The sequence below is a fragment of the Psychrobacter sp. genome (genome assembly GCF_049295055.1).
In the GTDB taxonomy this organism is placed as follows: Bacteria; Pseudomonadota; Gammaproteobacteria; order Pseudomonadales; family Moraxellaceae; genus Psychrobacter.
Genome location: NZ_JBAQQF010000058.1, coordinates 14,373 through 37,166, shown reverse-complemented (window position 1 = coordinate 37,166; position 22,794 = coordinate 14,373). Strand labels below are relative to the sequence as shown.

Genomic DNA, 22,794 nt, shown 5'->3' with positions numbered 1-22,794 from the left:
GTTCGCCAGGCTCAAGCATTCCCGTAGTATAGCCACTCGTTATGAGAAGTTGGCTCGTAATTTCAAGTCCATGCTTTACCTAGCGTGCACTATCATTCATTGCAAGATGAATTGAGGACACGCCCTAGAGTAAGGGTATTTTCTTTTTACAGATTTCAACATCAAGCTCGTACTTACTATCTGCTTTCATATGTTCGAGAATATCAATTCGTTCGGTCAACATCTCTATCATCAAACTGATGGTAGCTTGTTGTTTTCTGATTTGCGTCAGTTTTTGTTGGGTGAGTGTCAGCTGCAGATCAATATCGAGCTGCCCATCGTAATAATCGTTGAGGCTATCCTTGATTTCAGTCAGCGTAAAACCAATAGCTTGCGCGCTTTTGATTAATTCGATACGCTCAACACATTCTGGATGAAACTCAGTATATAGACGCGAGCCTGCTTGACGTTTACGAGATTTCAGCAGCCCTAATTGGTCATAATGACGAATCGTATCTTTGGTCGTATTGGCTTTTGATGCTAGCCTTCCTATCAATAAGAATGATGTATCAGGTGCCATAGTAAACTCATGATTATAATAGGTAAGTGGTCGATTATAGAGATAATGACGGCAGACTGTACTTAATATAGTCAGTCCTAAATAAAAAAATACAAATATTGTAACGTGCTACTGGCATCAATTTTTCTTGCTTGCTGTGTCTACGCAGACAGAGGCTGCGAATAATTAATCCCGGTAGCACTGTATTCTTTTAAAAGTGGATCCACTATAGTAATCAGGATTCGTGTTCAGCCAAGACTTGTTGTTTTAGCCTATCATATCAGCTTTAACTGTCAGATTAGACGGTCAATTGCTAAGGCTTTAATGTGTCGAGAAGCGATACTGGCAAAGGTTTATGAGAATCTTTAAGCCATCTGCTTGAACCAGTAGCTATCAAAGTATCTAATTGGGTTAAAAAATCCGTGCGCGGTAAGGTGGTTGCGCCTAAACTCATAAGATGTTCATTCGGTAATTGGCAGTCGACGAGCGCCACCTGACTTTGCTCACACAAGCGCATCAAGCCCCAAAATGCCAGTTTTGATGCATTGGAGGCACGATGAAACATCGACTCGCCAAAGTAAATACTGCCTATTTTTAAGCCGTATAAACCACCAACGAGCGCGCCTTTATCATCCCAAACCTCGACGCTATGGGCAAAGCCTTGAGCGTGCAGCTCGGTGTAAGCTTCAATCATCTCTTGATGAATCCACGTATGTTCGCCTTCAGGCTGACTTTCATTAACGCCATTACTACGCGGTAAACTACAAGCGTGTATCACCTCATCGAAAGCGTGATTAAGAGTTAATTGCCATCGCTCACGCTTTGCTTGCTTGCGTAGCGATTTACTCGGTAGATATTGAGCTGGCACCATCACACATCGAGGTTCAGGGCACCACCAAGCAATAGGTTCGTCTTCGTTGAACCAAGGGAATAGCCCTTGCGCGTAAGCAGAGATTAGCGTTTCAGCGGCTAAGTCTCCTCCGATAGCTACAATACCTATGCCATCAGGATCTACCATAGCGGGATCTGGAAATTCATAACGCCCAAGACTTCTGATATGGCTAATACAAGCCTCAGGCGTTATGTGAGCCGCACTGATATCAATATCAATGCGGTCGTCATCTTTGGACGTATTGCTCACTTAAGCTTCTTTATCTGCAGTCAATGTAGAAGCATAAGTATGATCACGAGCGACTGTTTCGCCCATTGCATCCAGATACTTTTCAGAATCAAGTGCTGCCATACAGCCAGTACCTGCAGATGTAATGGCTTGACGATAAACATGATCTGCCACGTCACCAGCTGCAAAGACACCTTCGATACTGGTCTGGGTTGCATTGCCATTGAGACCACTATTGACGGTAAGATAGCCATCTTTCATCTCTAACTGACCTTTAAATAAATCAGTATTAGGCTTGTGACCAATGGCGACGAATATACCAAAAACATCTAACTGCTTGGTGCTACCATCGATCATAGATTTAATGACGACGCCATTAACGCCCATTTCATCACCGACCACTTCTTCGACACTGTGATTCCATTCGATTTTGATATTACCATTTTTGGCTTTTTCAAATAATTTATCTTGTAAGATTTTTTCAGAGCGTAAGCTATCGCGGCGATGCACTAAAGTGACTTCAGAGGCGATGTTTGATAGGTATAGCGCTTCTTCAACGGCAGTGTTACCACCGCCAATAACGGCGACTTTTTGGTCTTTATAAAAGAAGCCATCACAAGTTGCACAAGCTGAGACGCCGAGACCTCTGAATTTGGTTTCTGACTCTAGGCCTAAATACTGCGCAGAAGCACCTGTTGAGATAATTAACGCATCACAAGTGTAGCTGCCATTATTACCTGTCAACTGAAAAGGGCGTTCATTTAAATTCACTTCATTAACATGGTCATAAACCAGCTCTGTACCAAAACGCTCGGCATGCGCTTTCATACGATCCATCAGTGCAGGACCGGTCAAGTCATGGGCATCACCGGGCCAGTTATCGACCTCCGTGGTGGTCGTTAGCTGTCCACCGACCTCTAGGCCTGTGACCATAACAGGCTTTAGATTAGCACGCGCAGCATAGACAGCAGCGGCATATCCGGCAGGACCTGAACCCAAAATAATAAGTTTTTCGTGGCGTGGAGCGGTGTTATCAGTTGCCATAAGATTTCCTTGCTAGCGATAAAAGTGAGAATGATAAAAATAAAAAATAAGAATGATACAGGTAAATTATAAATATTATAAAAGATAAGCGTTAAGAGTGATGACTTATAGTGTTGCTCTAGTCGCTATGTGATAATAACATAAGGGCAGACGGCAAAAAGTGCAAGTTTGCTAAAATGAATATGGATATCATTAGAATTAAAGTATCAGTCTCTTGAAACACCGTATGAAAGTATTTTCTTGAGTTATTGCCTTATAATTTTATCGATAAAAGCGAGCGAATATTTTAGGTTTATTACGCAAAAGTATGAGCTGTGTTCTATTAATGACAGCGTTTTTTGCTAAATTGCTTATTGATTGATTTTCTTATGCTCTTTCTTTATAACATGGTCGCCACTGTACCTATGTATTTGTTATTATAAGAAGTTGTAGGCTCCGTCTAAAATAAAAGTGCGGCGTTCATGCTCGTACTTTGTTCATACCCGTACTTTATAGTAGTATTTTAGATTGGCATTTAATTTGAGCAACCTAGTTTAGAAGTCTATGTCATAAATCTATGCCAGCATGGTTAGGCTTAATCATGCGTTGGCGACCATTTAGTATTAATAACTAGTATTAACAACTAGTGTTAACAACAAGGCAGATCTTACGTGATATCAGCACCACTTATTGATTATTTAAAAAAGGGCATATTTACCTTACTTGGGTTAATACTAGCGGTTTACTTATTCGTCATTCTAGTGACTTATACAGGTAATGATCCTAGCTGGTCGCATATTAGTAGTGATATGACTACCATTAATAATATGGGTGGTGCGACGGGCGCATGGCTATCGGACATACTTTATAGCTTCTTTGGTTTTGGCGCGTGGTGGTTATTGGCATTTTTGGTTTATGAGTCGATTCTGATTTGGTGGGATAATAAACCGACGTTTTGGCTATTACGCTTGGTTGCTTATGTGTTTTTAATATTGAGTAGCAGTGCGTTATTTGCCCAGTTGATAGCGTTGGTACAACAGGTAGCAGATCCGATATCTTCAGGTCTCAAAGGGGTTGCGGGCGGTATTATCGGTCTTGAGCTACAAGCACGGTTGGCACAATTGTTGTCGCAGTGGGGCAGTGTGACGTTTTTGGCAGTATTTGTCGCTATTACTGCTACCTTTGCTTTTAACATACACTGGCTGAGCATCTATGAAAAATTCAAAACTTTGTCGTGGCTCGGTTCTGGTATCAAAAACCAAGACAGTGCGTTTGAGCATAGTCAAACAGCACAAGAAAGCAGCGATATCAAAGAGTATGTCGACAAGACTTTGATAAGTGAAAAAGCTCAGCATGAGCAGTTACCGCTTGATTTACAAGCAGCTGACCACACTATTAATAGGAAAAATGAAAGTAGAAGTGGTCGTTTCAGTAACGTTTTGAACGATTTCTTATCGACTTCAGGACTGGGTGCTAGCGTAAAAGCTTCTATGGCAGCAGCGGCACAAGTAGCAAGTGATAGCGCCAGACGGGAAGAGCAACTACAAACGACTGCCACCATACCTAATAACGCTAGCATCTCTAATATCAATCAAGCATCGTCAGCATCGACGCCTGTTGCAAACGCTCCTATAACACCGATAAGAAAAGTTGAACCGAGTTTTGCATGGAATGATGCCAATACGGTCGATGATTTATTAGCAAGTCATATAGCGACAGAGCAAGATACGATACCTTATGATGCTGCTATAAACGCGCTACGTTCAGATGAGTCAGCAGCAGTCTTTTTTGACAGCTTAGATACAGACGCTTCTGATGCAGAGACGGATAATAAACAACCTTTAGCGACAAATTTATCTTCTACTCAACCTGTTTTTGATACTAATCAAGAGGGTATTCAGCCGGCAACTAACGAATCACCAATCAACCCATTGGTAAGTGCTGAACATCATACGGACACTGATATTTCTGATTCAGCTGCTACAGCGCCTACTGTTGATACTTTGGTCGATGCGTGGTTAGCAGAACATGCTGCGGTGCCGTCAGCGACTGAATTAAATAAAGAAGAAGGAGCACCAATAGTAGAGACGGCAGTTGCGCCTACCATAGAGGTATCTGATCGTTTAATAAATGATTCAGTTGATAAACCAGCTGATGGTTTTTCTAATGAATGGTCTGTTGAAAAATCTGAGTTCTCAAATGATTTGGATTCTTCTTCTATATCTGACATGACTAGTGCGTCAAAAACGGTAGATGTGATTGCGCCAGTTTTTGAAACCATGGATATGACGCCAACCAATACACCGCCTGCTAATCCTAAGCTACCGCCTACCGCAGAAACTAGCGCTTTAATGTCAGATGCCAAGCTCAACATCGAGCCATATAGTCAGCGGACAACAGCTACTAAGCCAACGGTAAGCTTTGCAGTGCAAGAAGGCGATAGCAGCAACCATATTACCGATATGATGCCAGAGGATGACAGTCGTGCTGAGGATGCTCATGCACCTGTTATGCCTCACATTAGTGATGATGCCGCATTTAGTCAAAAATCACGCTCGATGCAAACGGCTGCTTATCGTAGTAGTCTATCGCCGATTCCAGAGCTGTCTATTTTAGATAAGCCAGATCCCAATCGTCAGCCAAGCTATACTATAGCTGAGCTTGAGCAGTTATCAGAGCTGTTGGAGATTAAACTACAAGAGTTCAATGTTAAAGCAAGCGTTGTGAATGCTATTCCAGGACCTGTGGTGACCCGCTTTGAAGTAGACCTTGCTGCTGGGATAAAAGCTAGCAAGGTCACAGGCATTTCACGTGATTTGGCACGCTCATTATCCATGGCATCTTTACGTGTGGTCGAGGTGATTCCTGGTAAACCATACATTGGCATTGAAGTGCCAAACAAACAGCGCGAAATGGTGCGCTTGATTGAGCTATTAGATACCGAAAAATTTAAAGATCCTAAAGCGCAAATCAGCATGGCGATGGGTAAAGATATTGGCGGCAAAGCTATTATCACTGACCTTGCACGAGCGCCACATATGTTGGTTGCTGGTACGACAGGCTCTGGTAAATCGGTCTTGGTCAACGCGATGTTACTATCGATGCTGCTTAAATATACGCCGAACGAGCTGCGGATGATTCTGATTGATCCTAAGCAGCTTGAACTTGCCAACTATAATGATATTCCGCATCTGCTAACCCCAGTCGTTACCGATATGACTGAAGCGGCAAGTGCCTTGTCATGGTGCGTTGCTGAGATGGAACGTCGTTATCAACTCATGAGCTTATTAAAAGTTCGTAAGCTGAATGAGTTTAACAAAAAAGTTATCGCTGCTGAACAATCGGGTAATCCAATGCTTGACCCATTATGGCGACCCAATGACAGCGTGAGTATCAGCCAAGCACCGAAGCTAAAAACCTTACCGATGATTGTCATCGTCGCCGATGAGTTTGCCGATATGATTATGCAGGTTGGTAAGCAGGCGGAAGAATTAATTACACGCTTGGCGCAAAAATCGCGTGCAGCAGGGATTCACTTAATTCTTGCAACTCAGCGCCCATCGGTTGATGTCATTACCGGTTTGATTAAAGCCAATATTCCAGTACGAGCGGCGCTACGAGTGAATTCAAAAGTCGATTCGCGCACTATTTTGGACAGTGGCGGTGCTGAAGATATGCTTGGTAATGGGGATATGTTGTTCTTAGGACCAGGGCAAATTGAACCGGATCGTGTGCATGGTGCCTATGTCAGCGATGAAGAGGTCAATAGCGTCTGTGATGCTTGGCGTGAGCGCGGTGCGCCTGATTATATTGATAATATGGCTGGCAATTTTGAATTATCTAGCCCCGGTGGCGGCAGTAGCGCCAGCGCTTCTGGTGAAGACGATGATCTTTATAATGAGGCCGTTGGTTTTATTATGGAGACACGCAAAGTGTCAGCTTCTAGTATTCAGCGTAAATTCAGTATCGGCTATAACCGTGCTGCACGTATTGTCGATTCGATGGAAGAGGCTGGATTGGTCAGCTCAATGGGGAAAAGTGGTAAACGTGAGCTATTAATGTAAAAAGATAAAGCTTAATTCAATACTAAAAAAGCGAGTTACTCAATAAAGTAGCTCGCTTTTTTGTTATTAGAATATAGGTGGTTACTCACGATTACATCCTTTAATTAACAATAGTCATTCGGATTTTCAAATGACCACTGAGTTTGTTTATCCATTATAAGCAGTGCGTTTTTATACTAAACTGGTTATAACTTATCACTCTCAAAATCTTAATTCAATTACTCTCCAAGGAAGGTTAGTTATGTTTAAAGAATATACTCAGTACGACGCGATAGCATTGGCGGCATTGGTTAATGCAGGGGAAGTTAGCGCTAAAGAATTGCTAGATGCGGCGGTCAATCAGGCCAATCAGCTCAATCCCAAATTAAACGCTATTATTCATCGTTTTGATGAGCGTGCTTACCATGCAGCGCAGGCAGGACTGCCTGCTGGTGTATTTAACGGCGTCCCTTATTTATTAAAAGACTTATCGTTTCATTTCGCTGATGAGCCGATCACGATGGGCAGTCGTAGCGTAAATATTATGTCAGAAAGCGATAGTGAAATCGTTAAGCGCATGAAAGCGACAGGCGTAAATACTTTTGGTAAAACCAATACGCCTGAGTTTGGTTTAATTATCACCACTGAACCAAAAGCGCATGGCGTAGCTCACAATCCATTTAAAAAAGGCTATAGCTCAGGTGGCTCATCGGGTGGTAGCGCGGCGGCAGTGGCGAGCGGTATCGTACCAATGGCAGGCGCTGGCGATGGTGGTGGCTCTATTCGTTTTCCTGCCGCGTGGTGTGGTGTGTTTGGACTTAAACCCAGTCGTGGTCGCAATCCAATGGGACCGTTATTCGGTGAAGGCTGGGATGGCGCAGTGGCGGATCATGTGATTACCCGTAGTGTCCGTGATAGCGCGGCGATGCTTGATGCGACCAGTGGAGCTGAAATTGGTGCGCCTTACGTTATTGCCCCACCTGATGGGACATTTTTGCAAGCAGCAATGCGTGCGCCGCGCCAACTAACCATAGCCTTGCATCAACAGCCGTTGGTTGCTAATACTGTGGTAGATAAAGAAGTCTTAGCCGTACTTGAGCAGACTGCTAAGCAGTTAGAAGCTATGGGACATCGCGTTATTCCTGCTGAACCCAATATTAATATTGAACAGTTTTGGCATGATTTTTTAGTAGTAGTCTGCGCGCATACTGCCTTTACTATCGATAATATCGAGCGCTGTCATGGCGCACAGCACATACAAAACCTTGAGCCGCAAACGTATAATATGGCCATGCTTGGACGCTCATTGTCTGCTGTTGATTTGGCTCACGCTAAACATGGCTGGCATGACAGTCAATATCAAACTGGTTTGCTGTTAGAGACCTATGATATGATTTTGTGCCCAACCGTCCCGACGCCGGCAGTGAAACATGGCGTGTTACCACCAAGCCGAATGGACGAGATGCTCATGCGTAGCGCTGGTCTGCTAAACAAGGGCATTGATATGGGCAAGTATGCCTTTAGCTCGGGCATGATTGAAAAGCTAAGCTCACCAGTGCTAGGTAAAATGGGCTTTACTTTATTGGGTAATATTACTGGGCTACCGGCTATGTCATTGCCCGTCGGCATGAGCAAAAAAGGCCTACCGATTGGTATGCAGCTGATTGGGCGTATGAATGATGAAGCGACATTATTGAGTGTGGCTGGAGAGATGGAGCGCGCTGGTTTATTTAGCAAACCTGCTTTTAAAAATTAGATGTATCTGTCTGACTATATTTTAATTGTTGAATTAATCATCTAAGCATCGCTTTAATTGAATCTATTCTTTAATCAAAGCGATAAATATCCATGCCCAAACTATGGTGCGCCATACTTTGATGCACTACTGAGACGCGCTGACCAGCACCTAAGGCAAAAAATAATGGCAGTAGATGCTCATCGCTTGGATGGATATCTTTATAATCAGGATATTGCTGCCAATCCAAAGCGCTTGGGATGTCGGTTTTGAGCTGTTGTAGTAGCCAGACTTTAAAGTCTTTTGCCGTTTGGTCGATACTTTCAGCTTGCCAACGCAATGCTTGTAAATTATGGGTGATATTTCCTGAACCGATAATTAAAATCCCCTCATCACGCAGCTTTGCCAGTTGTGCGCCCAATTGATAGCAGGCGATACTGTCATAATAGTGCGGCAACGATATCTGGACGACAGGAATATCAGCCTGTGGATACAGGTGTAGAAGCGGCGCCCATACACCATGATCGCTGACGCGTAAGGGATTAACCCTACAAACGATACCACGGGCGCTTAGTTGCTGCGCCAGTGTCTCTGCAAGTGCTGGATAACCTGCAGCAGGGTATTGAAGCTCATGCAGCTCAGGTGTAAAACCTGAAAAATCATGCCAAGTCTTTGGTTGCGGATTACTGCTGATTTCAAGTTTGGCTGACTGCCAATGGGCAGACATAATGACGATTGCACGGGGTTTGGGCAAGTTCTGCCCTATACGTGCTAGCGCACTGGTTGTAGCTGATTGCTCGATAGCCAGCGTCGGTGCACCATGCGAGATAAATAGCGCAGGTAGTTTCGGTCGTTTCGCTGCACTCGATATAATCGGCGCGTCCGCCCATGCCGCCGCTGCTGTAATTGGCGTTATCGATGTTGGCGATATTGGCGTAGACAAATGGTCAAGTATGTCATCGACTTGCGGATTGGCATTTTGGGCGTGAGGTATAGCAGGTTTAGGATATCTCATGTTGCATTTATTAGGGCACGCGCCCATTTTTCAATCTATTTATCATTGTGATTAATTGCGATGGTTTTATATTAGCCAATTGTTTTGACATTATTTTCATACTGGTTTTAATCACCACGGTGATAAGGATGATTATGATTGATACTCATTGCTCGATATAGCTGTTCCATTAGCACAACACGAACCAATGGATGCGGTAACGTCAGCGCTGATAATGACCATTTTACATCTGCTTTTGCCAATACTTCTGGTGATACCCCATCCGCACCACCAATGACCAAGGCAATATCATCGCCTTGCTGCATGCCATCAGCCAATTTATCTGCCAAATCTTCAGTAGAAAGCATCTTACCTTTCACATCTAATACCCATAATTGCTCACGTCCTGCGGCAGCATGAGCAGCTAATATCGCCTGACCTTCTTGCTCACGGTATTGGGCTAAATTGGCATCTGAAGGATTCTTAGCGCGTTTTGCCGCAGCAATTTCAACAATTTCTGTAGTCAGCATTGGTTGAATACGTTTGTAGTATTCATCAAAGCCAGTCTGTACCCATTTTGGCATTTTATTACCGACGGTCAATATTCTTACTTTCATAGTACATACCACTTCAATAGTTAATTAAACGTAACAAAAGAATTCTGCGCTTAAGATAATGTAACAAACAGACCTTTTACAAAGCAGACCTTTGTGCTTTACTAGCATTTGACAAACAGTTGTTCTTTAGTTTAATGTTTTCTTCTCAAATACTCCTCGCTCAACAGGATTTTAAGCAAGTGAGGTATCTTTAGAAGAAATGGAGAACAACCGTGTGATGTCTTTATAATAAACCAAAAGCTAGCTTGAAACATTTTTTAAGCGAAAGGAGTCGTTCATGAATCGTACTATATCAAGTCTACTTACCCTGAGTGCTGGTGCACTGCTATCTACCTCTGTTTTCGCCGCCTCTTTAAATGGCACACAGTGGCAAACCATTGATGATAAAACCGGTGAAAAAAAGGCTGTTATTCAGCTCACTGAAAACGGTGGTAAAGTTTCGGGAAAAATCATCAAAGTCCTTAATAAAGAAAAGGCTGATGCAGTTTGTACCAAGTGTCCCGGTAGCCTAAAGAATAAGCCTATCGAAGGCTTACAAATATTATCGGGCTTAAAAGCTGATGGCAATAATCAATGGAGTGATGGCAAACTGGTCGATCCTGAATCAAGAAAAACCTATTCTGGAAAGCTCACGTTAAGTGATAATGGTCAAAGCATGAAGTTACGTGGTTATGTCGGTTCACCACTCTTTGGTCGCTCACAAACGTGGCAGCGTATTAAGTAAGTTTAACACTAGCTTCGTCATTTATTGATGGCAGTTCTGATTATTTTTATTCGAAATAAATATAATGAAGCAAGAGTAACTAGAGAAAAACCATTTATAAAAGAATGTAGCAGGTAAAAGGATAGCTAATATATATTGGCTATCCTTTTTCGATGACACCAACCTTTGTTTATAAATATCAGGATTTTTATTAGTCAGTTTTTAATTAGCAGAGCTCTTTAGTAATAAAGTTTAGTAGTAAAAAAATTGCTAGTAGCGACATTACATGAGTGGCGCAATCGTCTCTGATACCGCACCTTCTTCTCGCTGAGGATGATCGCTATTATCAGCCGCAGTGGGTTTTGGAATGATGGTGAGTTTGGCATCCGACTCGAAAACAACGGCCTCGACATCATCGAAACTGTGAATACCTTCAGAACGCATGGCGCACTCAATTTCTTGCCGAGTCAAACGCTCATCACGCATCGCATCGGGCAAAAACTGCCCTTGATAAAAAACAATTCGCGGCTCAGATAAAATAAAACTGCTAAATTGCGGTGAAATAGAGGCGTATTTGGTGACCAAAAATTGCAATAAATATAGCACCACAATAGAAGTCATACCTTCAATGAAAGGAATGTCTTTGAGTAAAATAGTGCTGGCGCTCAATGAGCCAATCATGACGGTGACAATCCAATCAAAATTATTGAGCTGTGAGGTAGAGCGTTTGCCGGATATTTTGGTGGCGACCACAATCAAAATATAAACCATGATCGTAGTCAGAACGATACGCCCAAGCTTATCAATATTGTCAAAAAAAAGCATGTCCACGGTCTTAGCTCCTATTAAACAAAGTTAATTATCTTAGAAACAGCGTAACGGAATTTAGGCTTGAGTAGGGCAAAAACTTTGTAGTTGCTTGTCGATAAGGTTAGAGCGTTTAATTATTCTTTAATAACAATAAGCGTTTAATCATTCTTTAATAACAATAAGCATTTACATGGCTTTGCGATTGGGATCGAGCAGGCGATTAATAGCCCAAATGCTGATGCGTGCGCTCACTAAACTAAGCACCAATATCATGACTAATGCAGAAAGCAGCGGTAAGGGTTGTTGCATGCTCATATCAAGTAGTACCTCACGGCTCACTGCATCAAATAAGAAGAACCAGATACCTAAGAAATAAATAATAGTAAGCAGCCAAATCACAATAACTCCGCCAAACATTAAACGATTGATTTCACTTTTATCTAGTGCGCGCTGTTGATGTTTAATAAATTTGTGCACCGCAATATAAGCGCCCACAATGATAGATAGCACAGTTATCACTTGTGCATTTAAGGCAAGCTTGGTTTGAACGACCATAAATATCGCACTGGTAAGAATATAACCAACGGCAAAAAATCCGATATATAGATTTAGTTTAGGTTGAGTAAGTTTTGCACTTGACGGCAACCTATTACGTCCTGATCGAGTAGTAGACTTGCTAAGTTGCGGCGATTTGCGTGACATAAGATAACCTTTATAAAGGGGAGAGCGTTGTATTGATAAAAGTGCGATAAAAGCGCGATAGAGGCTGTAAAATATTTATCCCACCAGCATTGTCTTGCTTATAAAGTATATTGACGGTCATAAAAAACTATCAATGCTGCGCTGTCCAATCAAGCATCGCATCCAACACCGGTCTAGCTGTGTAAGGGTTTAGCGCCTGCTCGCTATTGATCAGTCCCACCACCACATAATCTTGTCCAGATAGCCCTTTAACATAGCCTGCCATCGAAGTGACATTATTCAAAGTACCGGTTTTTATCCAAGAGCGACCAATGGCTTGCGACTCAGGTAAGCGTTCGCTATGAGCGCTAATAGTACCACTGACCCCAGCGATACCTAATGAGCTGACGTAGGCGTCAAAGCTTGGATGGTTATAGGCGTAAGTCAGTAGCTCGCTTAAATTAGCAGCACTGATCGTGCAGTCGCGGCAGAGTCCAGAACCATTGGTCAGATATGGCGGCGGTGTGGTCAGATGGGTTTGCCACCATTGGTTGATGGTCTGCAAGGCAGCAGGGTAGCTCGTGGTAGTCGGTTTACCAAATTGATATAAGCTGGTTTGTTTATTATTACTGATTTTATCACCGGTTTTGTTCAAGGCTTCATTATTACTGGATTTATTATAAGCCGCTATAGATAGCGCTACTTGTTCAGTCATCACATTGTTAGAGAAGTGATTAATATCATAAATTTGCTGCGTCAAGTTTAACGATGGATAGCTAACAATCGGCAATGGTGACATACCTATAGCCGCTAGTCTACGTGATGATTTGGTGTTTTTATTCACATCATAAGGCGTTTCTTGGGTGATAACTTTTCCACTTAGCGTATTGCCAAGAGCTTGCCATTTGGCAGCGATGACGCGCGCTGCAAAGTCTTTGGCATCAGGGTAAGCCACATAAAAGGCATGCTCGCCGCAGCTGTCCGGTAAATTGGCATTTAACGTCAATTGTGTCGGTTGCCACTGCGGCGCGAGACTATAGCGGGCTTGACCACAGGCAGTTGCGCGTATATTTATCAGATTAGGCAATTGATAGTTTGCTAACTGCGGCGTATAGGTCAGCTGCGCTTGTGCGTTATTTAGCGGATAGCTTTGGATGCCTATGCTACTAAAGTTTACCAAAAAACCATCAGGACTGGCGTTATAAGGACGTAGGGGCGAATTATCAAATGCCGCAGGGTCTTTAGTCACATTTTTAAAAATGGTGCTATCAACAATAATATCGCCATTGATATGACGAATACCTGACGTTTGCACTTTATAGAGCAGTTGTTGCAAATGCTCATGAGTCATTTTTGGATCGCCACTACCTTGAATCACCAAATCGCCAAGTAGCTGATCACCGATAATGATGCCCGTGTGATAAACACGTGTATGCCAGACAAAGTCAGCACCCAAGGTATCTAACGCAATAAAGCTGGGAACGAGTTTCATCGTGCTGGCAGGTGTACGCGCGATATCAGGCTGATGGTTTATTAGCGGTGAAAATGATATTTTTATTGAAGTGTTGGTTGTCGCCTTCTGACTTTTATTGCTACTGTCGTTATTGCTTTCATTACTATTGTCAGTACGATGTTTAGCAGGCATTGATACCGCATCTGGCAATAGCGATGGGCTACTCTCTAAGCTTTGATAGGTATAAGGATCATCGGTATAAGCATGTAGCTGTTTTTCGTATTCTGTAATTGTTCGTTTTTCAATGGTCACCAATGGGCTTTGGTAATTTACTACTTGCTTATTACTACTATTATTTTGCACTAGTTTTTGCTTGCTGCTATTGGTGTCAGTATTGACGCTATCATCTGAGCTTGTAGGCTGCACCTGATTGACAGTCTTTGTACTGTCAATCACCTGAATAGGAGAGGGCAGTCGACTGGCATTTTTATCACCTACTGGTGTGATAACGATACTAATATCCGCTGCGCTTAAATCAGCTCGCACGAGCGCTGTTTCGATCGCTTCTGGTAATGCGGCTTGCACATGTATTGGCGTTACAATAGAAGTAGCAAATAAGACGAGCATTGATAAGCGTTTAGTGATGTGATTCGACGGTTTTAAATGTTGGCTATTGGCTGTCAGTTTGGCGTGGCTTGTAGTGTAGTTACGGAGTTTAAGTGTGGGTCGCATGAGCAGTCTATCATCAGGTGGCAAAAACAGCATATGGTAACATGAGTTGCTATTTTCGCGTAGATACAGATACAGATACAGATGTAGGGTATGGTTGAAAGCAGGATTTTATCGTACTATTTTATCAAAATAGTCAAAATTAGCGCACATGCATAAAAGCCATCGCCGTCATGATAGCGTCATTATAAGCATCATGAGTGCCAAGCTCAGGAATATCGTAATGCGCTAAAATATTGGTCAAATGCTGCGACTGACCGGGGATGCTTTGGGTGCTACCAACCATACGTCTGCTATATAGCTGACGCACATCAATCACTTTATTGGGCAAATGAGTACCCATATAGCGTTTCACCAAAGGATTTAAGAATCCCGTATCTATCTGTGGGCAAAACCCTACTAGCGGTCGATTATCAATAAAAGACAATAGTAACGCCAGCATCTCATCGTAGCTCATCCCATGCTCAACATCAGCGGTACGCAATCCATGAATGATAATGGTATCACGGTCAGGCATCATAGGCGGCTTGCAAACCAAATGCAGACCATTACCAGTGTCGATAGTATCGCCATTGATATGAATGGCTGCAACAGACAATAGATGATGCTTTTTTGGATTGAGTCCGGTCATTTCACAATCAATCGCTACCCATTGATCAGCCATAGGTTGAGTAAACATTGATGCCAACTCAGGGCGTCGCAACTGATTTTTTTGCCAAGAAGACGATAGTTTTTTTAACCAACTCATATTATTTTATCTCCAACGCTAGCTGATCTGCCCTAACCAAATTCAAGCTGATAATGCCGACTCAATTGGCCTTTGAAGCTTTTTACCACCGCTAGACACTCTTTTAATAAATCACGCTCAAGTGCTGTTAATGTCGTTGGATCAACTTCATGAGCATGCTTATCATCTGTCGACAGCGCGACCGATAAACGCTGTGCCATAAAGAACTCTAATGCCTCAAGCAAAGTATCCGCTCGTTCTTGATTTAAGGCTCGAGCTTGCACTAACGCTTTAAGGCGACCTTTGCTACTTGGGGCGTCAAAAATATCATTTTCTAATGCTAAGGTACGAATGCCATGTACCAGTGGAAAAATACCGGCTTTTTTAAGGTCAATATCATAAGAGCTGGATTTACCGCCCAGTAGCGGCACGAACTTTTGCCACCATTGACTGACATCGCCAAATTGTAACGCTGCACGGGCGAACTGGCGTACAAACATCGGATCCGATTGACGATGGGCTATTTTTAAGTGTTCACGCACATGAGTAAGTAATGACTCGTCGCCGCAGACGTATTCACCATCAAATATAGCCGATAAATTGATACTGTACATTGGATCGGTGTTTCTAAACCATAAGCTAATCTGGGCTTCAAACTGCTTTAGCGGCTGTCGCCACATTGGGTTGGTCATCATGATATTGCCATCGCACAGCGGATAACCAAGATTTGCTAACTGCTGGTTAAACGTATCGGCAAACTGCGCCAACTCAGGATGGCTAAAGCCGTCACGAATGATGAGGGCATTATCTTGGTCGGTACGCATGATTTGCTCACCACGGCCCTCTGAGCCCATGACGATAACGCAGGTATTCGCCATCACTTCATCAGGGACGATAAGCTGCCAAAGTTTGGTAAAAACCTGCGCATTGAGCGTTTGTACCATGCGGCTGATATTACCCATTTTTATACCGTTTTGATGCTGTGCACGAATGTAGCGCCCGATGAGCTCGACGGCTTTATCTAAGCTTGGTAAATCTTTGGCTTGCTCAATCTGAATACTAATCAGCTGTGAATGATGACCAATATGAGCGAGCATATCGCTTTGCCCGAGCACGCCTACGACTTGACCATTGGCGTCAATCACTGGCAGTCGATGAATACGGTAGCGAGTCATGGTCAATAGCGCATCGCCAATCTCATCATCGGCATCAATAGTCCGAAGGTTAAAGCTCGCATAACGTTGACAAAGAGTAGTAGCAGGATTTTGCTGGTCACTAACGGCGCGGCAGATATCGGTATCGGTTAGAATGCCCAAAGTACGATCAGAGCTGTTTTTATCCTCTAAATGCCCTGAGGGCCGTACCAAAACATGTTTAAGTCCAGCTTCAGTCATGATGCGTGCTGCCTGAAATAAGCTGTTATCGGCGTCAACGATATGTACCGGCAGTAAAGTGACATCGATCACCGGTTGTAGCATGATTTGCTGCACTTCTTGCTGGTCGTTATAGTTCTCAGTATCTAGATTCTGCCCGCTACGTCGTTGCTGCAGCGCCTTTAATCGTTCAGGTAGGTTTTCTGATAGCAATTGGCGAACCAGATGATTTTGCGCACTGATTTTGTCAATGGTCGATCCATTAATTTGTAGCAATAGAGTGTCTTCGGTAGCACAAAATTGATAGGGGGTTATCGCTGAATTTTTGTCTTTCTGAATAGCGCCTTTCTGAATAGTGCCTTCCTGAACAGTATTTTTTTGCATACTATTTTCTGCCAGCGATTCTGGCAGACGACGACTGTCAAACCAATCATTGCTATTGAGATGATCGGTATGATTGCTCCCTAAATAAGCGGCGAAAAACTCATCATTAAGCAGCTGCTCGATCTGTCCTTTAATTACCACATAAAAGTATTGCAAATCGTCCGCTGACAAGGCTTCATTCTTGGCAAGATAGCGAACTTGAGTATTTTTTTTAATACTTTGGCGTTCAGCAGCACTTAACACATCAAATGGCGGCTGGGTAAAATCAAGATGGGGCATGGCATCATCCTTGATGGCACGTTAAGTGAAAGGTATATTACGAATGATAAGTTAGTATAAAGAATAGTGGCGATATATTTTTACTATAGCATTGTTTACTAGAAAGCCGTTAATAACCATAAAAATATTGTGGTTATTAACGGCTTTTTGAGATGATAGTAGATTTTTAAGACTGTAGAAGCTATTAGCTGTTATTTTAATATTTACCGCTCAAATAACTTCATTGATTTTAAAGTGAGAGTTATTGTTTTCCAAAGTCAGAGCTTACGCACCCAGCATTTTACGAATGCGACTAATTGCTTCGCGGCTTTCATCAACGCTGGCCACTAAAGCAATACGCACATAACCTTGTCCTGGATTTTTTCCATTGATCTCACGTGACAAGTAACGCCCAGCGAGTGCATGAATATTGGCTTGCTCATATAATGCTTTGACAAATATCTCATCATCACCATCGAACTGTTCAGGGACTTTGACCCAAAAATAAAAGCCTGCTTCTGGCATGCGCAAATCTAATAACTCACCAAGCTCTGACATCCATAAAGCAAATTTTTCTTTATACAGTGCTCGATTGTGTGCCACATGCTTTTCATCTTCCCAAGCAGCGATAGACGCGAGCTGATGTGGAATCGGCATCGCGCAGCCTTGATAGGTACGATACTGTAAATAAGCCTGCAAAATTTTGGCGTCACCTGCGACAAAGCCTGAGCGTAGACCGGGCAAGTTTGAGCGTTTGGATAAAGAATGAAACACCACACAGTTTTTAAAATCATGACGACCGAGAGCAGCACAGGCTTGTAATAAACCTATTGGTGCTTTATCAAAATAGAGCTCGCTATAACATTCGTCACTGGCAATGATAAAGCCGTATTGGTCTGATAAACGAAAGATTTGCTCCCAGTCGTCCATCGTCATCACCGAGCCCGTCGGATTGTTTGGGCTACAGACAAATAATAACTGGGTACGGGTCCAGACGTCTTTTGGTACGGCGCGATAATCTCCTTTAAAGTCATTATCTGCTGTGCATGGCATAAAATACGGCGTTGCTTGCGCCAATATCGCTGCCCCTTCATATATTTGATAAAAAGGATTGGGCATGACGACCGTTGGTGGTTCGCTAACGGTCGACGATTTGCTAGTTGACGGTTGGCTAATAGTTCCAGTCGTTGCTGTTTTGTGGTCAATCACCGCCTGCACAATACTAAAGATTGCCTCGCGCGACCCCATGACGGGCAATATTTGGGTGTGAGGATCGACGTGATTTAAAAAAAAGCGCTTCTCAAGCCAGTGAGCAATAGTCTGGCGTAGCTCAAATATGCCGTTTGTGGTTGGATAAAGGCTTATTTTGTCCAAGTTTTCACGTAGCACGTCCAATACAAATGCTGGTGGCTCATGTTTTGGCTCGCCAATACCCAGCTTAATTTCCTTGTAGCTAGAGGCTGGAGTGCTATCAGCAAGCAAGGTTGCCATTTTAGCAAATGGGTAAGGGTGCAGATATGTCAAGTTGTGATTCATAATTAGGCTAACTATAATAGACAATTAATAATAAAGTTATAAAGAAAAATTACATTCAAGCAGTGTAGCACTTCTCTTATTTTTTGTCTTTTTCTTCTCATGATTATCAATAACAATGTATGGCGACCTAGATAATAGGGCGGTGAGCTATCGCCAGTTTTGATTGTGCTGCTAAGTCTTATTATAAAAATGACATGGTATAACTTATAACTTATAACTTATAACTTATAACTTATAACTTATAACTTATAACTTATAACTTATAACTTATAACTTATAACTTATAACTTATAACTTGTAACTTGTAACTTGTAACTTGTAACTAAGCAAAAATAATGGTTGGCTTTTATAGCAGCGTACTTTAGGAATGAATTGATATGGCTAGTGGTTCTAAAACTGACGGTCTTAACGCTAAGGATATCAATAATAAATACTTTGATAATGATCAGCGTATTGAAACATATGAACAATTAAAACAGCGTGAACAGGCTTGGTGGCAGGCACGTCAGCAGCTGACTCTTTTAAAAGAGCGTCAAATGTTTTGGTTTGGGGAAAACAGCTTTATGATGTGGTTGCTGTGGCAATTCGTCGCCTATGTGGTGGTTGCCATGGTATTAATGTTGTTCAGCAAGCTATTAGATGTGTCGTTACCTTTATGGCAATATATTACTATTTTTGTCATACATACGCTGATTTTTGTTTTTATGCTTGGTTTCAAAGGTCGGTTCGCTACTCATCTGGAACGTAAAATTAACCAAGTAGACTTATCAAGTGAAGAGATGATAAATGAGATGACAATTTTATCAGTCGATAGCCTTTATCCTCATGTTCATGCCAAGGCGCCTATCTCTTTAAAGGAGATTTATAGATATTATGATGCAGAATTTCGTCTGGCAAGCTTGCACCGCTTGCTACAAAAGGAAGTCGATGCTGGACGCTTGATGTATGGCGAGCATAAAGTAAACGCAGGAATTTTGCCTCTAGAGCTTGCCGATGACGCGCTTAAAGAATATGCTCGTGAAGTCATATACAAAAGCCTAATATAAAATGCATGTTGTCTAGGCATGACATTTTATAGCTAGTTATTTAAGATTAGGCATTTAAGTTTAGATATTTAAGTTTATAGATAAAGCTTCTAAGTACGCATATCTTAAATATTAATATGCTAAATAAAAGCCCTTCAATAACGACATTTTAATAATGGCTATTCAAATAAAAGCCTTGAGAGGTACGTTAAAGAGTGTCGTTACGTATACTCAGACTCGTTATCAATGCCGCCTTTAAGGTATCAAGTTTATCAGCGGATAATGCTTTATCGTTCTGATCACTAATATAAAACATATCTTCTGCGCGCTCTCCTAAAGTGGTGATGCGCGCTGCATGTACCTCAATCTGCTGTTGTAAAAACACTTGTCCAACGCGGGCAAGTAAACCTGGCTGATCAAGCGTTTCTAAGCTCATAATATGCTGATTTGAAGCATCGTTGAATTCAAAATTAATGGTTGTAGCGACGTCGAAATGTCTCAGCTGGCGTGGAATCCTTCTATGGGTTAGCTTGGGAGCGGTAGGGTTTTTAAAGGCATCAATCAGTCGCTGTTTAAGTTCTTGTTGGCTGTCCACATCGACCAGTAACGTGCCACTACGATCCAATAGCACGTAAGAGTCCAAAGCAAAATCACGGGTGGCGGTAATGATGCGTGCATCCAAAACGTCTAGATTCATCTGATCAAATACTGCCATGGTCACCGCAAATAAATTGACCTGATCTTGGGTATAAATAAAGACCTGCACCGCATCAAGCGCCAGCTCACGGTGTTCACGTAAGACGACCAGCGGCGTACTGTCTGCATCCGAGGCTCGACCTATAGGCGGATGATTCAAAATAGCTTCGGTATGCCATAAGATATCTTCTGCAATTTCCCGCAGAAAATATTCATCGCCTAGATCATCCCATAACCTAAGCACTTCATCGCGATTCATATGCTGATTGTCAACATTATCCAGCATTACCAGCGCTTGTTTACGAGTGGCACTAATCATATCTTGACGGTTGGTTGGTGCGTCAATATCCGCCCGTAAGATACGCCGCGTTTGCGAATACAACTGCTTCATGAGGGTCGCACGCCAGCTGTTCCAAAGTTGAGGATTGGTGGCATTCATATCAGCGACCGTCAGTACGTATAAATGGTTTAGATGGGTGACATTACCGACTAAGTCTGCAAATAGCGTCACTACTTCTGGGTCTGATATGTCTTTTTTCTGTGCAGTCATTGACATCAATAAATGATAGCGGGTCAGCCAGCCGACTAAGTTGGCATCCGCCACACTCATACCATGTGCTAGACAAAACTCAATCGATTCTGTTTCGCCAAGTTGGCTATGATTGCCGCCACGACCTTTAGCGATATCATGAAACATCGCTGCCAACACCAAAATCTCTTTACGCTCAATACGCTGAAAGATAGCGCTGATGAGGGGGAAGTCATCATAAAAACGCGGATCAGTGAAACGGTGCAAAATACGAATCAAGAATAAAGTATGCGCATCGACGGTATAACGGTGAAATAAATCATACTGCATTAGACCCGTGACTTGTGCAAAGGCTGGGATATAGTTACCCAAAATACCGTAACGATTCATAGTACGCAGGCGATGAAAAAGATAGTTTTGCTCTTTTAAATTGGCTAGAAATAGCGTCTGGTTCGTCGGGTTATCTCGGTAAGCTTGATCAATACCGCGTGCTGCAATTTTTAGTGCCCGTAAAGTATGCGTGCGCACATTTTTGATACCGTACTGACCCATGAGTAAAAACATCTCTAAAATCGCTTCAGGATGCTGGGCAAATACTCGATGATGCGCCATTGCAATTTGCTCACCAACTTGATTGAAGCGAGCATTAATAGGTTGCTTCTTTGGCCGCTCCTCATCGGGTAATTGCGGCTCTATAATGGTTTCATAATAGTGATTGGTCAGCATCTCAGACAGCGTCGATATCTGCATGGCACAGCGATAATAGTCACGCATAAAGCGTTCTACAGCGGCATTCGGTTGATCGTCTGATTGCGTCTCATAGCCCATCAATTGGGCAATATCACGCTGATAATCGAATAACAGCTTGTTTTCATTACGACCCGTTAGCTCGTGCAAGTAATGACGTATTTGCCATAAATAGCCTTCTGCAAAGCTCAGCTCATCAAACTCTTTTTCAGTCAAAAAGTTTTGCTGTACCAAGTCATAAAGCTTACTGACTCGAAAGTAGCGTTTGGTCACCCAGCCGATGATATGGATGTCACGTAAACCACCGGGAGCGGTTTTGATATTGGGTTCAAGATTGTACTCTGTTGCATTGTGCTGTAGGTAACGTGCTTTTGCCTCATTGATTTTTACCTCAAAAAACGCAAGCGGTGACCACTGTTTATTGACGATTTGAATAGGCACCTCTTGCAGTGCCTCATTACCTATTAATAATCGCGCCTCCAACAAAGCACTGGCAACCGTATGGTCTAGTGCTGCTTCTAAGCAGTCACTGACACTGCGTACTGACAAGGCTGGTTCAAGTCCGATATCCCATAGTAACGCTACTAAGTTATCAATTTTACTACTCGTATCGCTATCAAGCTCATTAGGCATCAGTAGCAAAATATCCACATCTGAATAGAGTGACAACTCACCGCGACCATAGCCACCTGTCGCAAATAAGGCTAAGTCGGTCTTATCAAGCTCAAACCATTGAAATAAAGCAATCAATAACTCATCGATGACACAAGCCCGTGACGCAACCAGCTGCCGAATATTGACGCCGCGTTCGAGTGCACGGCTGATATCGTCATTGATTTGAATAAGCCATTCAGGAAGACCGAATAACGATTTTTCCATCGTACTGTTATCTGTTAACGAACTACCTGTTAACAAGTTATCTGCTAACAAGCGATTTGCTAATAAATTATCAGCTGCTAGATTTTCCGCTGTTATCGAGGCGGTCGTCGCAGTAATGTTTGATGAGCACGTTAGAGTGGGCATCGGCGTCAAATCAATAGAAGCGACATCACAATTAAACATGAGGTTTATCC

The 22,794-nt window shown here is 42.6% G+C and carries 16 protein-coding genes and 1 pseudogene; 5 read left to right on the top strand and 12 right to left on the bottom strand.

Features of this window, described 5'->3' with window-relative positions; translation table 11 throughout:
* A pseudogene (locus WAZ74_RS09110) lies at positions 1–115 on the top strand (IS5/IS1182 family transposase); the annotation flags it as partial.
* A gap of 9 nt (positions 116–124) precedes the next feature.
* Here the strand turns inward: WAZ74_RS09110 and WAZ74_RS09105 are convergent.
* The 3 genes from WAZ74_RS09105 to trxB all read right to left on the bottom strand — a co-directional run bounded on the left by WAZ74_RS09105 (position 125) and on the right by trxB (position 2,702).
* Positions 125–559: a MerR family transcriptional regulator gene (locus WAZ74_RS09105; protein ID WP_422307982.1), complete on the bottom strand. Its 435-nt coding sequence runs from the start codon at positions 557–559 to the stop codon at positions 125–127.
* A gap of 292 nt (positions 560–851) precedes the next feature.
* Positions 852–1,556, bottom strand: coding sequence for a leucyl/phenylalanyl-tRNA--protein transferase (aat, locus tag WAZ74_RS09100; protein WP_422307985.1), 705 nt, complete (start codon positions 1,554–1,556; stop codon positions 852–854).
* 123 nt (positions 1,557–1,679) lie between these two features.
* Entirely contained in the window at positions 1,680–2,702 is a 1,023-nt protein-coding gene (gene trxB / locus WAZ74_RS09095) for a thioredoxin-disulfide reductase (protein ID WP_422307981.1), read from the bottom strand.
* Positions 2,703–3,352: 650 nt separating this feature from the next.
* On the opposite strand from trxB, the gene WAZ74_RS09090 reads away from it, so the two are divergent.
* Positions 3,353–6,745, top strand: a complete 3,393-nt coding sequence (locus WAZ74_RS09090; protein WP_422307980.1) for a DNA translocase FtsK — start codon at positions 3,353–3,355, stop codon at positions 6,743–6,745.
* Between the two features lie 241 nt (positions 6,746–6,986).
* Positions 6,987–8,480 (top strand): amidase, encoded by a 1,494-nt coding sequence (locus WAZ74_RS09085; RefSeq protein ID WP_422307979.1) that lies wholly within the window; start codon positions 6,987–6,989, stop codon positions 8,478–8,480.
* Positions 8,481–8,550: 70 nt separating this feature from the next.
* Here the strand turns inward: WAZ74_RS09085 and WAZ74_RS09080 are convergent, their stop codons facing one another.
* Both WAZ74_RS09080 and rlmH read right to left on the bottom strand, forming a co-directional pair.
* Positions 8,551–9,474 (bottom strand): DODA-type extradiol aromatic ring-opening family dioxygenase, encoded by a 924-nt coding sequence (locus tag WAZ74_RS09080; protein ID WP_422307978.1) that lies wholly within the window; start codon positions 9,472–9,474, stop codon positions 8,551–8,553.
* 107 nt (positions 9,475–9,581) lie between these two features.
* Complete coding sequence (gene rlmH, locus WAZ74_RS09075; RefSeq protein WP_422307977.1) at positions 9,582–10,070, bottom strand: 23S rRNA (pseudouridine(1915)-N(3))-methyltransferase RlmH; 489 nt, start codon at positions 10,068–10,070, stop codon at positions 9,582–9,584.
* Positions 10,071–10,347: 277 nt separating this feature from the next.
* On the opposite strand from rlmH, the gene WAZ74_RS09070 reads away from it, so the two are divergent.
* Positions 10,348–10,794 (top strand): DUF2147 domain-containing protein, encoded by a 447-nt coding sequence (locus tag WAZ74_RS09070; RefSeq protein ID WP_422307976.1) that lies wholly within the window; start codon positions 10,348–10,350, stop codon positions 10,792–10,794.
* Positions 10,795–11,055: 261 nt separating this feature from the next.
* On the opposite strand, the gene WAZ74_RS09065 is transcribed toward WAZ74_RS09070, so the two are convergent.
* The 6 genes from WAZ74_RS09065 to dapC form a co-directional block, all read right to left on the bottom strand.
* A complete protein-coding gene (locus WAZ74_RS09065) occupies positions 11,056–11,604 on the bottom strand; it encodes a DUF421 domain-containing protein (RefSeq protein ID WP_422307975.1) in 549 nt (182 codons plus the stop codon).
* 165 nt (positions 11,605–11,769) lie between these two features.
* Entirely contained in the window at positions 11,770–12,285 is a 516-nt protein-coding gene (locus WAZ74_RS09060) for an ABZJ_00895 family protein (RefSeq protein WP_422307974.1), read from the bottom strand.
* A 130-nt stretch (positions 12,286–12,415) separates the two neighbouring features.
* The gene (locus WAZ74_RS09055; protein WP_422307973.1) at positions 12,416–14,449 is read right to left on the bottom strand and encodes a D-alanyl-D-alanine carboxypeptidase/D-alanyl-D-alanine-endopeptidase; all 2,034 of its coding nucleotides are present in this window, start codon (positions 14,447–14,449) and stop codon (positions 12,416–12,418) included.
* A 139-nt stretch (positions 14,450–14,588) separates the two neighbouring features.
* Positions 14,589–15,194: a 3'-5' exonuclease gene (locus WAZ74_RS09050; protein WP_422307972.1), complete on the bottom strand. Its 606-nt coding sequence runs from the start codon at positions 15,192–15,194 to the stop codon at positions 14,589–14,591.
* Positions 15,195–15,226: 32 nt separating this feature from the next.
* Positions 15,227–17,209: a DUF294 nucleotidyltransferase-like domain-containing protein gene (locus tag WAZ74_RS09045; protein WP_422307971.1), complete on the bottom strand. Its 1,983-nt coding sequence runs from the start codon at positions 17,207–17,209 to the stop codon at positions 15,227–15,229.
* Positions 17,210–17,473: 264 nt separating this feature from the next.
* On the bottom strand, positions 17,474–18,724 hold the full coding sequence (gene dapC / locus WAZ74_RS09040; RefSeq protein ID WP_422307970.1) for a succinyldiaminopimelate transaminase: 1,251 nt from the start codon (positions 18,722–18,724) through the stop codon (positions 17,474–17,476).
* Positions 18,725–19,101: 377 nt separating this feature from the next.
* Here dapC and WAZ74_RS09035 point away from each other — a divergent pair, with 377 nt between their 5' ends.
* Positions 19,102–19,770, top strand: a complete 669-nt coding sequence (locus WAZ74_RS09035; RefSeq protein WP_422307969.1) for a hypothetical protein — start codon at positions 19,102–19,104, stop codon at positions 19,768–19,770.
* A 187-nt stretch (positions 19,771–19,957) separates the two neighbouring features.
* On the opposite strand, the gene glnD is transcribed toward WAZ74_RS09035, so the two are convergent.
* Positions 19,958–22,783, bottom strand: a complete 2,826-nt coding sequence (gene glnD / locus WAZ74_RS09030) for a [protein-PII] uridylyltransferase (RefSeq protein WP_422307968.1) — start codon at positions 22,781–22,783, stop codon at positions 19,958–19,960.
* Between the last annotated feature and the right edge of the window lie 11 nt (positions 22,784–22,794).

Bases quoted from the DNA above. Each gene is read 5' to 3' on its own strand.
- WAZ74_RS09105 (WP_422307982.1), bottom strand. From the start codon at position 559: ATGGCACCTGATACATCATTCTTATTGATAGGAAGGCTAGCATCAAAA.
- aat (WP_422307985.1), bottom strand. From the start codon at position 1,556: ATGGTAGATCCTGATGGCATAGGTATTGTAGCTATCGGAGGAGACTTA.
- trxB (WP_422307981.1), bottom strand. From the start codon at position 2,702: ATGGCAACTGATAACACCGCTCCACGCCACGAAAAACTTATTATTTTG.
- WAZ74_RS09085 (WP_422307979.1), top strand. From the start codon at position 6,987: ATGTTTAAAGAATATACTCAGTACGACGCGATAGCATTGGCGGCATTG.
- WAZ74_RS09080 (WP_422307978.1), bottom strand. From the start codon at position 9,474: ATGAGATATCCTAAACCTGCTATACCTCACGCCCAAAATGCCAATCCG.
- rlmH (WP_422307977.1), bottom strand. From the start codon at position 10,070: ATGAAAGTAAGAATATTGACCGTCGGTAATAAAATGCCAAAATGGGTA.
- WAZ74_RS09070 (WP_422307976.1), top strand. From the start codon at position 10,348: ATGAATCGTACTATATCAAGTCTACTTACCCTGAGTGCTGGTGCACTG.
- WAZ74_RS09060 (WP_422307974.1), bottom strand. From the start codon at position 12,285: ATGTCACGCAAATCGCCGCAACTTAGCAAGTCTACTACTCGATCAGGA.
- WAZ74_RS09055 (WP_422307973.1), bottom strand. From the start codon at position 14,449: ATGCGACCCACACTTAAACTCCGTAACTACACTACAAGCCACGCCAAA.
- WAZ74_RS09050 (WP_422307972.1), bottom strand. From the start codon at position 15,194: ATGAGTTGGTTAAAAAAACTATCGTCTTCTTGGCAAAAAAATCAGTTG.
- WAZ74_RS09045 (WP_422307971.1), bottom strand. From the start codon at position 17,209: ATGCCCCATCTTGATTTTACCCAGCCGCCATTTGATGTGTTAAGTGCT.
- dapC (WP_422307970.1), bottom strand. From the start codon at position 18,724: ATGAATCACAACTTGACATATCTGCACCCTTACCCATTTGCTAAAATG.
- WAZ74_RS09035 (WP_422307969.1), top strand. From the start codon at position 19,102: ATGGCTAGTGGTTCTAAAACTGACGGTCTTAACGCTAAGGATATCAAT.
- glnD (WP_422307968.1), bottom strand. From the start codon at position 22,783: ATGTTTAATTGTGATGTCGCTTCTATTGATTTGACGCCGATGCCCACT.